The sequence below is a fragment of the Clostridioides sp. ES-S-0005-03 genome, from assembly GCF_020658455.1.
GTDB lineage: Bacteria > Bacillota > Clostridia > Peptostreptococcales > Peptostreptococcaceae > Clostridioides.
Map to the genome: position 1 here is coordinate 1,152,408 of NZ_JACVWI010000001.1, position 16,863 is coordinate 1,169,270.

Consider the following 16,863-nt stretch of genomic DNA (forward strand, 5'->3'; position numbering starts at 1 on the left):
GTACGGGGCTAAAAGTACAACTTATTTAATATACTTTTTTATTACCCCCTGTAAATAATATTATTTACTCTTTCACTGTTTTTGTTATTAAATTAATTACATAATAATTAATTTAAGCATAAAATAATTTTCAAATTGAAAATCAAAATATTTATGAATATTTTATAATATAATTATCATAAGACAGAAAAACTTAATAAGCTATGTATCTCAGTTGTACCCATGTACTCTCCTTTACTATATTTGTATCTGCAACATAAAACATACAAGTTTCTATCTAGCATATAGATATAAACCAATATCTATAATTAAAAATAGTAATACTATTGTATAATACAATCTTTATGTACATTACTATTTATTATTTCTATACAGCAATTTTAATGCCAATATTTGCATAGAATAATTTTTTTATACTTTCCTTGATAAAAATTTACTTATTCCAACTGTTCTGTAATTTTTTATTAAGCAAATTTTAAATTTTATTTTTATGATATTTTTATAATTACATAAAAAAAAGACCAAAAGTATTTTTCAAATGATCTTTTCTCAAATTTTTATTTTAATTTCTAAAATTTATAATAAATAGTAAGACTATTATAAGCATCTATTTTTATATGAAAGTTTATACTTTTATGGATGATAAGTTAATGTAATTAAAAGATTATCTAGCTGATTTTAATTTTACAATATCGCTCCAATTTTTGCTTGTAGCTAATTCTACTAAATTTAAATCTCTTCTTATTTCTGAAACATCTTCTTTTATGGAGTTTGTATCACCTTTTATATGTGCTATACTATGTTCCATATTATCATGAGTAGCTTTATTTATTTCAGAGTTATGTAATAAACTTCCTAAAATACTATTTTGTTCAATTTGTTGTTCTTTAATTGATTTTCCTTCAGATTCTAAGGCATCTACTTTAACATCTATTTCATATAGTTTTTCATTAACTACAATACTTTCTGCTTTAATTTCACTTATATCTTTACTTGCACTACTTATTTGATTTTGCATAGAGTTCATTTCTAATTTAACTTCATGTAAATTCTCTTTCACTACATTTATTTCTTTCTTCATCATACTTACTTCTTGTTTTACTTCATTCATTTCTTCTTTCATTACACTTATTTTTTGTTTTACTTCGCTCATTTCTTTCTTCATTATACTTACTTCTTGTTTTACTTCATTCATTTCTTCTTTCATTACACTTACTTCTTGTTTTACTTCATTCATTTCTTTTTTCATTACACTTACTTCTTGCTTTACTTCACTCATTTCCTTCTTCATTACACTTACTTCTTGTTTTACTTCATTCATTTCTTTTTTCATCACACTTACTTCTTGTCTTACTTCTGACATGTCATTTTTTATTATGCATATTTCTTGTTTCACTTCGCTTATTTCTTCTTTCATTACACTTATTTCTTGTTTTACTTCTGACATGTCATTTTTCATGCTAACCACATCTTTATTTATAATATGTAATAATTCTAAAATTTTATCTTCCACTTACATCACCATCCCTATTAATTATTATAACATCTTATACAAATGCTATACAATGTTAACATATATATCTAAAATAGTTGTTATAAATTTAATTATTAAAATTATTATGTATAATTACTACAAAAAATAATTAATATAGATATAAATCTAAAAATAATAATTACAAACAAAAGGATACCATTTTAATATGGTATCCTTTATCTGTATATAAATTTTTATCTTTTGAAGTTATATTTTTTATAAAACATCTTATGCATTTAATTCTGGACATGAAATCTTTCTTCCAAGTGCCTTTGGTTTACATACTGATATACAAAGACCACAATATCTACATTCATCTTCATTTAATTCCATCTTGTCATTTAATTTTCTAGCTTGATATGCACACACTCTCTCGCACATCTTACATTTAGTACACTTTTCTTCATCATAAGTAAATTCAAAACTAAGTCTTTCATTTACCTCTCCCATATGCTTATGTACTACCCCACAAGCATTTTCTATAGTTTTATATCCTAGTCTGTCAAGATTAGAATTTAGGTCATTGTGTATTTTAGCTATTACTTGAGCTCCTTTTAATATTACTACTGAACATATACCAACGAAGTCAGCACCTGCCATAATCATCTCTAAAGCATCATCTCCACTTACACATCCACCTAATCCAATTATAGGTATATTTACCTCTTTTTTTATTTCATATATTCTTTGTAGAGTTATTGGTTTAATAGTTTCTCCACTTAAATATCCAATTCCATTTCCACCTAATAAAGGTTGGCCAGTTTCTATATCTATTCTAAGTGCTGGTCCTACAGAATCACAAGCAGTTATTGCATCTGCTCCTGCTTCTTCTAATTTTTTAGCAAAAGCCCCTATTTCATCTATCATAGGAGGAAGTTTAACTATTACTGGTATATTCACTCTTTCTTTCGCATCCTTAAGCATTGGTATTAAATCTCTATAGTCATAAGATACCAGCTCTATAAAATCAGCTCCTGCATTTGCAATCTTTTCTACTAGTTCACTACTTTCTTCTATTGTATGACCTACTGAAGCTATACATACAGTTCCATCTTTTTTCATTTGTGGTATTTCAAAATCTATCCATTGCTCTGGTTCAAAATCTGTCCATTTCTCATTATTTAAAAGAGCATTAGCTGTATTTCTCACCATATGAGGTGCTGGATTTATAGCTCTTTCTTTTCTTATTGTCTTAGTAACAACTGCTCCTGCTCCTGCATCACTTAGTATCTTACATCCAGCTGCACTATATGTCAACGGACCTGAACCTATTATAAAAGGTGATTTTAATTCTTTCCCTAAAAAATTATACATTATTTACTTCCCCTTTTCATATTTATTTACATTTATTAAAACTTCCAGAATTCACAGGCAACATCTTTCATTTCTTTAACAATAGCTTTTTTATCTAAGTTAACCAATTGTTTTTCTTTTAAAATATGTTTACCATCTATGTATACATTTGATATAAATTCTTTTTTACCTTGCACTACTATCTGGTCAAATATATTATCAAGTGTTACAGGAGTTTTAAATTCATCTTCCATAACTATTATATCTGCTTTATTACCAACTGTTATTTTTCCTGATTTTTGAAGTCCCAATGCATAAGCACCATGTTCTGTTGCCATCTTAAATACTAAACTTGCGGGCATTACAGATGCATCTTCTTCAACTGATTTATGCATTAAAAATGCACCTCTCATAACTTCAAAAAAATCATTTATATATCCATCTGTGCCTAATGCTACTTTTATGCCTTTTTTAATCATTCGTGGAACTGGAGAAAAACCGCCACCTACTTCACAATTACTAAGAGGCATGTGAACTACCTTTACACCTTTCTCCTTTAATATGTCTATCTCTTCATCATCTACTTTTACACATTGAGACGCTAATACAGTCTCATCTAATATATCTAAATCATTGTAGTAATCAACTGCTTTTTTATTAAAGTGTTTTTTAGAGTAGTTTGGTTCATATATACTCTCACATAAATGAAATTGCATTGGTGCCTCTAATTTTCTTGCATCTTCTTTAGCTTTTTTGATAAATTTATCTGAACATGTGAAACTAGTATGTGTACACATTATTCCATTTATTAATTTACTGTTTTCTCTACTCCATTTTATTAAATTAGAATTTTCATCTAAACATCTTAACCCATTTTCATAACTTATTCTTTCACAACTTTCTAGAGATAAAACTGCTTTCATTCCTATTTCTTCTAGTATCTTCCCTTGCTCAATTAAAGTTCCTTTTTCTGTATTTGGAGCTTCTAATGTGTCACAAAATGCTACTACACCAGATTCTATAAGTTCTATTGCAGATGCTTTAGTTGTGGCTTTTACTTCCTTTAGTCCTATTCTATTTTCTATAAACGGCCACCAATAGTCATTTAAAAATCCTTCGAAATCAGTAAAATGTACATTTGCTGGTATTCCTCTAGAAAGCACTCCATATTGATGCATATGCCCATTGATAAAGCCTGGCATTACTATGGCATCTGATTTATTTATTATCTCTGAAATATCTTTATATTTTAATTCAACTTCTTCATTTGGCAATATATCTTTTATAATGTCATTTTCTATTACAACAGCATAATTTGTATATATTTCATCAGCAGAAGATATTAAGTATTTACTTTTTATAGCAACCATTTATTTACCTCCCTGATTTAGTTTTTTCATAGCCATATAAACCTTTTCAGAAGTTATAGGAAGTTCTCTTATATTCACACCTACTGCATTAAAAATTGCATTTGCTATTGCTGGTGCTGGCGTATGAATAACTATCTCTCCTAAAGATTTTGCTCCATATGGTCCTGTTGGGTCATAATTATCTACAAAATCTACTAATATATTTCCTATATCCTTTTTTGTTGGAACTTTATACTGTAACAAATTAGAAGTCTGAAGTTTACCATCAGAACCATGTCTAGGATCTTCATACATTGCAAGCCCTATACCTTGAGTTACTCCTCCTTCAACTTGTATTCTTGCAAGTGCAGGATTCATAACTGTACCACAATCAGTTGAACAAGCATAGTTTATCACCTTAAACTCACCTGTTGTTTTATCTAGTTCAATCTCTGCAAAACCTGCTAAAAATGGTTTTGCACTCTCTTTTATCCCATAAGATTCAGATGAGTATAAGACATCTTGATTTCCACCACCAACAGATTCTCTTCCTAATTCACTTAATAAAACAAACTTTTCTACATCCTCACTATAACAAACTCTGTCTTCATATAGCATTAAATCATCGATTGGTAGGTCTAATTTCTTCTGTGCTACTTTTAATATCTTTTGTTTTAAACTTTCAGCTGACTTTATTGTAGCATTTCCAGTTACATAAGTAGTACAAGAAGCATATGCTCCAGTATCATATGGACACATATCTGTATCTCCTGTATAAACAGAAATTCTATCAATAGATGTATTTAGTGTCTTGGCAGCAATTTGTGCAAGTATTGTATCAGAACCAGTTCCTAAATCTGAAGACCCAGAAAATAACTTATAAGTTCCATCCTCATCCATTCTCATATTTACTATTGCCATATCTATGTTAGCTATACCAGAACCATGAGTTCCAACTGACATTCCAACAGCTCTTACTTTATTATTCCCAATATCTATAACAGGATATTTTTCATCCCATCCAATTAGCTTTTTGCCTCTAATTATACATTCATCAAGTGCACAACTTCTTATTGGAAAATTCATTATTCCGCCTTCAGTTTGCTTTTTTATAATGTTTTTTAATTTTATTTCTGTTGGGTCCATATTAAGTTTATGTGCTAATTCGTCTATTGCACAATCAAGTGCAAATGTACCTTGAGTTGCTCCGTACCCTCTCAATGCTCCCCCTGGAACTAAGTTAGTATATACAGTCCTTCCATCAAACTTTATTGCAGGTACATTATTATAGGTTGGAAGCACATTATGCCCTGACTCGGAACAAACTGAAGGTCCATTGTCACCATAAGCACCTGTATTGTTTAATGCTTTCATATCTATAGCTTTTATATTTCCTTCTTTATCTGCTCCAACTTTTATGTCAAAAAACATCTGATGTCTAGTATTAGTCATTGCAAAAGTTTCTTCTCTAGTATATATAAGTTTTGCTGGTCTTTTCGTCATCCAAGTTACAAATGACGCATATATCTCTGTTACAGCTATATTTTTTCCACCAAAACCTCCACCTATCCTTGGCTTTATTACTCTCACCTTTGAAAGAGGTATTCCCAATGCTCTTGAAACCTGTCTTCTCATATGATAAGCTGATTGATTTGCAGAAGTTACTACTAGTCTACCATTAGTATCTATATATGTGTAAGCTCTATGAGTTTCCATCATACAATGTGCTTGTGATTGAGTCATATAAGATTCTTCTACTATCACATCACACTCTTTAAACTCTTTTTCTACATCACCTTTACCCATTTTTTCTCTTGATACTATATTTTTTGTAGCATCTAATCCAAAATCAAACGGACAAAACAAATCATCTTCTTCATGTATTAAAATTTTATTACCTTCTGATTCTCTTGCATCTAATATTGGTGTCATTACTTCATATTCAACTTTTATAAGTTTCATTGCTTTAATAGCTGCTCTTTCATCTTCAGCCGCTATTATAGCAACTTCATCTCCTACATATCTCACTATATCTTCAAGTATTAATTGGTCATGAGGTGATGCTTCTGGATATGATTCTCCAACCATTGAATATCTATAATTTGGTACATCCTTGTAAGTAAATATATCTACTACACCTTTTACTTTTAATGCATTTTTTATATCAATATTTTTTATTTTTGCAAAAGCATGTGGGCTTCTAAGAAGTTTAATAGTCAAAACATCCCTATGAAAAATTAAATCTTCAGTATATATTGGTTTACCAGTAACAATGGCTTCACTATCTATTTTTCTTACTTCTTTATTTACCATTAAACTCACCCCCAATACTATTATACATTCTAACAACTAATGCTTTTGCCATATCTTTTCTATACTCTTTACTTCCTCTTATGTTACTTCCAAATGAAAGTTCTTCACTTGATACCTCTCCAGCTTTGTTTGCATCATTTTCTAAGCTTAGCACTTCACTTGCTTTGTATGCAATCTTTGCTCTTCTTGGTCTAGCTCCTATTGCAATTTTATAAGAATTTCCTTCTTTTAACATTGCCCCATTTAATACCGCAAAATCACCTGTACATTTTCTTATTGAATCAAATACACCTATAGCATCTTTTTTAGGTAATATAATTTCCATTAATATATCTTTTTCAAGCTCACTTTCTAAAAAATCAGCTAAATTCATAACCCCTTTTTTATATAACTTAACCTTTGCATCTACTACTAGTAATGAAGGTATTAAATCTGAAAATCCATACTTAGCAAATACGCTAGCTCCCACTCTAGCTCCACTTCTAAATTGAACTCCTACTATATTAGAAACAGCGTTTGAAATTACTCCACTACAGTAATTTTTAATAACCTTATTTAATTCTAAAGTTCTTAAACTTGTATCTGCTCCAATTAATATACTATTCTCAGTTTCATTTATATAATCTAAACCTAGGTCTTTTAAATCTATTGCTGAACCAATATTTTTGCTACCTAGTTTTAAAAATCCGCAGCCTCCAAGTATTATGTTGTTTTTTCTTGATATTAGCAGTTCATAAGCTTCATCTAAACTTTTTGGAACTACATATTCCTTTATAGTTATCATATTCTCTCCCCATATCAATTTAATTTTCACTTAAAAAAATTTAAGTGTTCAAATATTTATGTATTGCTCTTAGTTGACCTTTATATCCTGTACATCTACAAAGATTTCCATTTACATAATCTATAACTTCTTCTTCTGTTGGATTTTGAAGTTCTCTTTTCATTGCTAAAACCATCATTATAAATCCAGGAGCACAAAATCCACATTGGTCAGCGCCTTCATCCGCAAGAAAATCCCCAAATTTCTTAGCTTCATCTACTACGCCTTCAAGTGTTGTAATGTGTTGTCCCTCTACTCTAGCAGTAAGATAATTACAAGACAGCACAGCTTTGTTATTTACCATTACTGTACATAGACCACATGAGCCAGTATCACAACCTTTTTTAACACTTACATATCCATTTTCCCTTAATGTATCTGCTAAAAAATCATCTGGTCTTACATTCAATTCTTTTTCTTTATTATTTATGGTACATTTGATAATCAAATAAATCACCTCAAAACTCATATTTTTAAGCCAAAGTCTATACTATATTTAATTTATTTAAGAATAATATTGTATTTATTAATAAAGACTATTCCACTTATGGCCTTCCATTCTATTCTTTATAGTCCCTCTTACACAAAGTCTCTCAGCTGTATCTTGAGCATCTTTTAATACTTTTTCTTCATCAGTTGTTAATATTTTTGAATCTTCCATTATTATATTTCCATCCACTATAACACTCTCTATATTTTTCATGCTAGAAGAATATACTAATGTAGACACTGGATTATGCATAGGTATTGCTTTTGGTGAAAGCATTGGATTAAATATTAGTAAATCTGCTTTTTTACCAATTTCTAGTGAACCTATCTCATCTTCCATTCCAATAGCTCTTGCTCCATCTATAGTCGCTAGTTCAAGAACTTTTTCTGCTGACATTGCTAATGGGTCACATTTATTAACTTTATGTTGAAGTGCTGTTAATTTCATAAGTTCAAGCATATCTTGAGAGTTATTGCTAGCAGCTCCATCTACGCCTAAACTAACTGTTATTCCTTTTTTAAGCATTTCTGGTACTGGTGCAACTCCTGAAGATAAATACATATTACTTGCTGTGTTATGAGACACCTTCATGTCATATTTTTTAGTAAGTTCCATATCCTCTTCAGTTAAATATACACAATGTACCATAAGTACATTTGGTCCAAGTATTCCCAATTTCTTTAAAACATCTATGTCATATTGCCCATGCAATTCTTTTGCTGCTTCTCTATCAAAAGGAGTTTCTGATATATGTACTGTAAATAAAGCATCATCATATTCTTTTACTACTCTCCAAAGCATCTCAAGCATTTCTTGAGAATTTGACCATATTGCTGCTGGAGCTACTCCTATTTTGATTCTTCCATTCTCTGTATTGTGGTGTTTTTCAAACAATCTTCTTACATCTTTTTCAACCGTTTCTACGTCTTGCATTATTCCAGGATGAACTCCAAATTGAGCACCTGTGTTCATACATCCTCTTCCAAGTATTCCTCTTATTCCTAATTCTTTATAAGCATCTATTATTCCATCACAAAGACCTTGTTTACTGTGAGGGTACATATAGTCAACCATTGTTGTTATACCACTTCTAAGACCTTCCACACAGCCAAGCATTGCAGCATCATAAGTGTCCTTTGGCTCTAAATAATTGGCTGCTGGAAATGTCATAGTTTCTAGCCAATCTTTAAGTACCATATCATCTCCTAATCCTTTTAATAAAGTTTGGAATAAATGATTATGTGTATTTATAAAACCTGGGAATAGGACTTTGCCCTTAGCATTTATTACCTTTTTAACATCAGTGTACTTACTTTCTATTTCTTTAGAATTCCCAATATCTGCAATCTTGTTATCTTTTACTACTAATGCCCCATCAAAAATAACTTCTCTCTCTTTGTTTACAGTTACTATTATGGCATTCTTAATAAGTATATCCATCATTCTTATTTCCCCCTGCATTATTTAGTAATTTTTCTTTTAATATATTGACCTGCTGGTTGCTCCATGATATTACAACTTTGTACTACATGCTTTCCTCTTAAAAAAACATCTTCAACTTTACATCTGACTTTAACTCCTTCATATGGAGTATAATCTACATTTTGTTTTTGATTCTTATAACTGATTATTTCTTCTTTATCTATATTTAAAATCACTATATCTGCATCACTTCCTACAGCTATTTCACCTTTTTTAGGATACATCCCAAATATTTTAGCAGCATTTGTGGAAGTAACTTCTACAAATTTATTTACACTTATTCTATTTTCCAAAACCCCATATGTATATAAAAGAGATAATCTATGTTCAACACCTGGTGCTCCATTTGGTATTTTACTAAAATTATCAATTCCTAAATCTTTTTGACCTTTAAAATTAAATGAACAATGGTCTGTACCTACGGTCTGAATATCGCCCTCAGACAAACCTTTCCAAAGAAAATCTATATCTTCTTTTTTTCTAAGTGGAGGAGACATTACATATTTAGCTGCCTCAAATTCATCCTTATTATATAAACTATCTTCTAATAATAGATATTGCGGACATGTTTCTACTATCATATCTACATTTTTTTGTCTAGCTATCTTTATACTTTCTAGTGACTCTTTACAACTTAGGTGAACTACATATGATTTTGAGTTTGACAATTCAGTTATATCAGCAAGTCTTGAAACAGCCTCTTTCTCAACTATGTTTGGTCTTGTAAGTGGATGATATTTAGGTTCTAAATCTCCATTTTGTAAACGTTCTTCTATTAATGCATCCAATAAATCTCCATTCTCACAATGAAATTCAACTATACAACCTAGGCTTTTAGCTTCCTTTAGTACTTTGTATATTGTTCCATCATCTACTTTCATACCTTCATATGCCATATACATTTTAAAGGATACTATTCCATCTGAAATAAGCTTTTCCATGTGCGTAAATGTATCTTTATCTAAGCATGTGATTGTCATGTGAAATCCATAATCACAATAACAATTTCCACTTGCTTTTTTATGATATGTTTCTACACCTTGTATTAGATTTTCTCCTTCACTTGATTCTGCAAAGTCTAGTATAGTGGTAGTTCCTCCAGCTATAGCCGCTCTTGTTCCTGTTTTAAAATTATCAGCAGTAGTTATAGAGCCTGCATTCATATCAAAGTGAGTATGTGTATCTATACCTCCAGGAATTATAAGTCTCCCTGTAGCATCAATTACTTTATCATTATTTATTTCTAAATCATTTCCTATTTCAGTTATCTTTTCATCTTCTATTCTTAAATCACTTATATAAGTTTTATCAGAGGTAATTATAGTTCCACCTCTTAGTATTGTTCCCATATATACCTCCTAACTTTTAAGCTCTAGTAGATTCTTTTAGAATGTTTACATAAATTTATGTTTGCCAAAGGTGCTAAATTTAGCACCTCTAGACTATATTTAAATAATTTATTGTGAACTAAATATTATTTTCCATATACAGATTTTAATATTCCATAGTAACCTTCTGTTCCTATAAATAATTGTTCTTGTTCTATGTACTCATCTATTGTATGAGCAAGATTTTCTTTAGAAGGACCAAATCCTATTGTTTTTATTCCAGCTTCACCTGCATAGTGACTTCCATTTGTACAGAATGAATATTGAGTTATTTCTGAATCTATTCCAGCTTCTTTTAATCCTTTGTATGCTGCTTGAACAAATTCATCATCTTCATCATATAACCAACCTGGGAAGAATCTTTCACTTTCTATAGTATTTCCTGTATAACAGTCAGCTTTTTCAGATGCATAAGAAACTTTTGCATTTAATTCTGAGTCTTCTTTCATCATTTCATCTAATAATGCTTGTATTGGAGCTAATACTCCTTCTCTTGTTTCTCCAACTAATAATCTTCTATCAAAAGTAGCTTTACAATAATCTGGCACCACTGATGCACCTGGATATGGAGAAGATTTTATATCTGTTAAAACTAATATTCCATCACCTAAAACTGGATGAGTTGGAGGTACTAATTGTTGTATTCTTTGAATTACATTAGCCATTTTATAAACTGCATTTACACCTTTTTCTGGGTTAGCAGAGTGAGCTGGTTTACCAAAAGTTTCTACAACTATTTCTCCTCTACCTCTTTGACCAATCTTTAAGTTTAGTTCTGAAGATTCTCCGATTACAACATAATCAGGTTTAACAGCTTTACTTATTTCTCTAGCTGAAACTCCTTCAAATATTTCTTCATGAACAACTCCTGCTACATATAATTCACCAGCAAAGTCTTTATTAGTATCTTTAGCAAAATACGCTACAGCAGACATCATTGCAGTATACTGACCTTTCATATCAGAAGTTCCTCTACCATATATCTTTCCATCTACTATTTTTCCTTCAAAAGGAGGAACACTCCATTTACTTGCATCTGGAACTGGAACTGTATCTATATGACCATCAAATAATATTTTTTTACCTGGTCTATTTCCCTTTATGCATCCTACTATATTTCCATATCTATCTCTTGACCAGCTATCAAAGCCTAATTTTTCAAAAGATTCTTCTATTGCTTTTACAACCCCTTCTTCATTTCCAGAAGAACTAGGATTTTGGATTAGTTTTTGACATATCTCAGTTACTTCTTGTTTTCTTTGTTCGTTTAGCATTTCGTTATCCCCCTAGATTTTATAAATGTATATTTTAATTTAAGCCTTTATAATTTATATAATTTCTAAATTTTAGAACTTATAATCTTTTTAATATGTAAATGGTTATTTGATAAAGATAATATTTTAATAATTATCTATATGCTTGGATACTCTCCATCCCAAACTATACTTCTGTATTTATCAGGGTCAGTATCTCCTTCTGTACTTATTAAAAGTACTCTTGAATTTTCATCTAACTTTAAATCTCTTCTTAAGTCAGCTAAATCTTCTCTTTCCATAGCTGCTATTAAAAGACCAGTTGTAACCGCTCCAGACTCTCCAGAGATTACTTTTTCATCACCATTTAAAGGATTCCCCAATGTTCTCATACCTTTAGCAGAAACCCAGTCTGGTGCTGAAACGAATGCTGCTGCATGATTTTTTAATACTTCAAATCCTATAGTATTTGGTTCTCCACAAGCAAGACCTGCCATTATAGTTGGCATATCTCCACCTACAAATCTTGGTTTTCCATCTCCTGCTTCTGCTGATTTATAGTAACAATCTGCCTCATCAGCTTCTACTACTACTGTTATTGGGCATTCATCATATATTGAAGCAACATATCCTTGAACTGCACCAGCAAGCGAACCAACTCCTGCTTGCACAAATACATGTGTTGGTCTATCTACTCCATATTCTTTTAATTGTTCTATAGCTTCTTGAGCCATAGTTCCATATCCTTGCATTATCCATGCTGGTATTTCTTCATATCCATCCCATGCTGTATCTTGAACCATTACTCCATGGTCATCAGCTTCTGCATAATCATTAGCTAATCTTACTGCGTCATCATAATTTAAGTCTGTTATACTAGCATCTGCACCTTCTCCCTTGATTTTATTTAATCTAAATTCAGAAGAACCTTTTGGCATTAATACAACAGATTTTTGACCTAATTTATTAGCTGTCCAAGCAACTCCTCTACCATGATTTCCATCTGTAGCTGTAAAGAAAGTTATTTCTCCTAATTTTTCTTTTATTTCATCTGAAGTTAATTTTTCATATCCTAACTCTGATATATCTGTATCTAATCTTTGAGCTAAGTATTTACCCATAGAGTAAGAACCACCCAAAACTTTAAATGCATTTAATCCAAATCTATAAGATTCATCCTTAACATATACTCCTGCAACACCTAATTTTTTTGCTAAACCTTCTAGGTTTGCTAATGGAGTTTCTTTATATTGAGGAAAGCTTTTATGGAAGTTTCTAACCTTAGTTATTTCTTCTTCATTTAAAAATTTGATACAATTTTCTTTATCGCCCTTTGGCAGATTGTTTACTTTCCATTTAATTTCTTTTAGCATCTAAAATACCTCCAAATTATTGTTAAATTTTTATACTCTATATATTAGCAATTAACATGCCAACACTTAATATATATCAAATATTTTTCTGTGGCTATTTAGCATAGAATTTGCAATACTTTCAACTTTTTTTACTTTTATCTATTAGGTTATCTAATGTATATAGAATTTGATAATAAAAAAACCTTTTTCATCTTCTCACTTTTTAATTCTCATTTTTAAAATTTAAAAATTAATACTTAAAACGTATTCCTTATGTATTTTTTGACATATAAATCTATAAAATATTTAATAAAATACATAAAATAGTGATGTAATATTTTATTACATCACTATTTTTTATTGAGCGAATAGTAAAAATTCAACTCGTATGTATATAAGTTTGTAACTGTATCAACTTAGTTTTCAGTTATGGAATTTTGTGATAAAGTGAAACAAACAATACTACTTTTGGCATTCACATAAATAATTGCAGATTTGTAATTATCATCTGTCAGATTAAAGTAAAATGCTATATTTCCTTTTCCCTTAGAGTGTCAACTTTATATCTCACATGTCCATATGTCTTTATTTTTTTTGAAGAAGTAATTGCTTTTTAATGGTCTCTAAGAGGTGATTTTTCATCTTTTTTAACATCTAATTCTTCTTTTACAAGATTCCATTTTTCAAGACCAAACTTAGAAACCATAACTGCTTCTGCAGCACCTTTTCCAAGTCTTTTTACTGTGTCCATACCTGTTTCGTCTTCTTGAGCCCCTTTTGCTTTTCCATCTTTACTCCATATTGTACCGCCTATGTAGCATCCTCCTAATCCTCCAGATACTAACATTTCATGCATTAAGAAGAAATTTATTATAGGAAGTTTTGTTAATTCTTGACCACCATATCTAGTTCCACCAGTAGTTATAGCTGCTCCAACTTTATTTTGAAGTTTTCCTGGATGAACTAAATACATAGGACGAAGTCTATTAAATACTGCTGTAAGTTGAGCAGTTATATTCATATCATACACTGGAGAACCCACTATAATTCCATCTGCTTCTAATATTTTTTGCTCTAATTCTTGTATGTCATCTTTTATGATACACATAGTCTCTTTTCTTATACATGCATCACAATGCACACAAGGACTTATTTTTTTCCCTCTAACTGACCAATACTCAGTCTCTATACCAGGTATAGTTTCAGCTTCTTTCAAAGCTTCTAATACTGCATATTCTGTTGCTCCTTTACGTGGACTTCCACAAATACCTAATATCTTTGCCATAACAATATCTCCTCATCAAATAAATCTATTTTTATTACTTTCTATAACTTTAATAAAGTTTCATTTTAAGTTTAAGTATTATTATTTTAATTTTATTGGCAATGAATGTATCTCTACATTAGTTGCATCATATACTGCATTTGCTACAGCAGGTGCAACTGGTACAACTGCACATTCACCAATACTCTTGCCACCAAAAGGTCCAGCTTTTTCATAACTATTTACAAATGCAACTTGACACTTTGGCATATCGACAGTTCTAAATAATTTATAATTTTTAAAATCAGTAGCTTTAGGTCTTCCTTGCTCATCAAAGGCTAGCTCTTCACTTAACGCATAACCTAACCCCATATGAATTCCGCCTTCTAATTGACCTTCTAAATTTAGAGGATTTATAACTCTACCAACATCATGTACAGCTACAAAATCAACTACTTTTACATCTTTAGTTTCTTTATCTACTAAAACTTCAGCAAAATGTACACCATAAGAAGTAATACCTGCTGGAGAAGAGTAATCTTCAACAACTGTCAATTCTCTCAAAGACTTACTTTGACTATATACTGCAACATCAGATAATGATGCTTTAATATTTTCATCAAGTTTACTGATTACATATCCATTCTCTAGATATAGCTCTTCTTTTGAAATTTCGAGTAATTTTTCTGCTTCTTCCAGTATTAAAGTCTTTAATTTTTCTGCTGTCTTTTTAGCTCCTCCACCTTCTACAAATACACCTCTACTTGCATAATCTCCAAGATTAAATGTACATGCATCAGTATCAGTTTCAAAAGTATCAACTTTATCAGGAGTTATTCCCAAAACTTCAGCTACCATCATTGTTTGCATAGTTACAACACCATTACCCATATCATGTGCTCCCGTAAGTAGTGTTAGTGTACCATCTTCGTTTAATTTAAGAGTCAATGTGACAACATCTCTATGTGCACCAAAAACTCCATTACCATGTGCACCTATTGCCATACCTATACCTCTTAAATAATTTCCTTCTTCTTTTGGAAGAGCTTTCTTCTCATCCCATTTAAACATTTTTTTACCTTGTTCAATACAATCAAGAACTCTAGGATTGCCAAGAGAACCGTGGAAGATTATATCAACATCATCTGGCTCTACAGCATTCTTATTTTGAAAATCTACTAAATCCATACCTATTTTCTTAGCTATTTTTGCAAATTGAGCTTGTTGAGCCATAAATATTTGAGGTGAACCATAACCTCTCATGGCACCTGCTATTGGTGTATTTGTATATACTGGTATTCCAGTAAATTTTATATTTGGTATTTTATAGACTTTAAACACTTTATGGCTAAGTGCTCCTATAACATTTAAAGCACTTGATGCATATGCACCTGTATTTGTGTATATTTTTATCTCCTGTGCTATTACTTCTCCATCTTTATTTACACCAGTTTTTAGTTTTACAAAAGACCCATGACGAGTTCTTGTTGATATCATAGACTCTTTTCTTGTAAGAACCATTTTGACTGGTCTTCTCGTCATTTTTGACAATGCTGCTGCTACTGGCTCAATTGTCATTTCTAATTTCCCACCAAATGAACCTCCAATAGCAGGTCTTATAACTCTTATCTTATTTAATGACATCCCAAAAATTTGAGATAATATTATTCTAAAACCAAATGTATTTTGGCAAGGTGTATGTACAATCAATTTATCATTATAATCATAATGTGCAATTACGCTGTGAGTTTCTATTGCACTATGATGTATAGCAGGAGTAGAGTATTCGTCTTCAAAGATGTAGTCACATTCTTTAAAACCTTTTTCTACATCTCCACCATTTATATTATTTTGAGAAACCATGTTTGAATCTCCGTGTATACATATAGCATCTTCTTTTATTGCATCTTGTATAGTAAATATAGCTGGTAATTCTTCATATTCTACTTTTATAAGTTTTACAGCTTTTTCTGCTATTTCTGGTGTTTCTGCTGCAACTGCTGCTACACGGTCACCTACAAATCTAACTGTATCTGAAAAAATAACTTCATTTTCAGGTATATTATGTTCATAAAATCGTAAAGAACCATTATATTTTCTCTGTGATGTATTGAGATGTGTAGCTATGGCTCTAACTCCAACGATTTTCTCGGCTTCACTTGTATCTATACTTTTTATTTTTGCATGTGCTACTGGGCTTAAAAGCATTTTAGCATGAAGTGCATTTTGCGGTTTCATGTCTGCTACATACTTCATTTGACCAGTAACTTTTAAAGCTGCATCTTTTAGAGGGTATGATTTTCCTATGACTTTTTCCAT

Annotated in this window: 12 protein-coding genes; all 12 read right to left on the bottom strand. The window is 30.6% G+C overall.

The features are described 5' to 3' along the window. Nucleotides 1-664: 664 nt before the first annotated feature. On the bottom strand, nucleotides 665-1,513 hold the full coding sequence (locus tag IC218_RS05560; protein WP_227823989.1) for a hypothetical protein: 849 nt from the start codon (nucleotides 1,511-1,513) through the stop codon (nucleotides 665-667). A gap of 249 nt (nucleotides 1,514-1,762) precedes the next feature. After that, entirely contained in the window at nucleotides 1,763-2,848 is a 1,086-nt protein-coding gene (locus IC218_RS05565) for a dihydroorotate dehydrogenase (protein ID WP_227823990.1), read from the bottom strand. 35 nt (nucleotides 2,849-2,883) lie between these two features. Next, nucleotides 2,884-4,197 carry an amidohydrolase family protein gene (locus tag IC218_RS05570; RefSeq protein WP_227482577.1) on the bottom strand — a complete coding sequence of 438 codons (1,314 nt, stop codon included), beginning with the start codon at nucleotides 4,195-4,197 and terminating at the stop codon, nucleotides 2,884-2,886. Continuing rightward, complete coding sequence (locus tag IC218_RS05575) at nucleotides 4,198-6,489, bottom strand: xanthine dehydrogenase family protein molybdopterin-binding subunit (protein ID WP_227823991.1); 2,292 nt, start codon at nucleotides 6,487-6,489, stop codon at nucleotides 4,198-4,200. Then, on the bottom strand, nucleotides 6,479-7,273 hold the full coding sequence (locus IC218_RS05580; RefSeq protein ID WP_227434965.1) for an FAD binding domain-containing protein: 795 nt from the start codon (nucleotides 7,271-7,273) through the stop codon (nucleotides 6,479-6,481). The genes IC218_RS05575 and IC218_RS05580 overlap by 11 nt, the downstream gene beginning before the upstream one ends. Before the next feature lie 40 nt (nucleotides 7,274-7,313). Continuing rightward, nucleotides 7,314-7,760, bottom strand: a complete 447-nt coding sequence (locus IC218_RS05585) for a (2Fe-2S)-binding protein (RefSeq protein WP_227434963.1) — start codon at nucleotides 7,758-7,760, stop codon at nucleotides 7,314-7,316. Between the two features lie 78 nt (nucleotides 7,761-7,838). Beyond that, nucleotides 7,839-9,245 (bottom strand): amidohydrolase family protein, encoded by a 1,407-nt coding sequence (locus IC218_RS05590; RefSeq protein WP_227434961.1) that lies wholly within the window; start codon nucleotides 9,243-9,245, stop codon nucleotides 7,839-7,841. Nucleotides 9,246-9,262: 17 nt separating this feature from the next. Next, complete coding sequence (hydA, locus tag IC218_RS05595; protein ID WP_227823992.1) at nucleotides 9,263-10,633, bottom strand: dihydropyrimidinase; 1,371 nt, start codon at nucleotides 10,631-10,633, stop codon at nucleotides 9,263-9,265. A gap of 125 nt (nucleotides 10,634-10,758) precedes the next feature. After that, nucleotides 10,759-11,946 carry a YgeY family selenium metabolism-linked hydrolase gene (locus IC218_RS05600; RefSeq protein WP_227482575.1) on the bottom strand — a complete coding sequence of 396 codons (1,188 nt, stop codon included), beginning with the start codon at nucleotides 11,944-11,946 and terminating at the stop codon, nucleotides 10,759-10,761. Between the two features lie 137 nt (nucleotides 11,947-12,083). Next, on the bottom strand, nucleotides 12,084-13,298 hold the full coding sequence (gene dpaL / locus IC218_RS05605; protein ID WP_227434734.1) for a diaminopropionate ammonia-lyase: 1,215 nt from the start codon (nucleotides 13,296-13,298) through the stop codon (nucleotides 12,084-12,086). A gap of 595 nt (nucleotides 13,299-13,893) precedes the next feature. Next, a complete protein-coding gene (locus IC218_RS05610) occupies nucleotides 13,894-14,565 on the bottom strand; it encodes a flavodoxin family protein (protein ID WP_227434735.1) in 672 nt (223 codons plus the stop codon). Between the two features lie 81 nt (nucleotides 14,566-14,646). Then, the gene (locus tag IC218_RS05615) at nucleotides 14,647-16,863 is read right to left on the bottom strand and encodes a xanthine dehydrogenase family protein molybdopterin-binding subunit (protein WP_227823993.1); all 2,217 of its coding nucleotides are present in this window, start codon (nucleotides 16,861-16,863) and stop codon (nucleotides 14,647-14,649) included.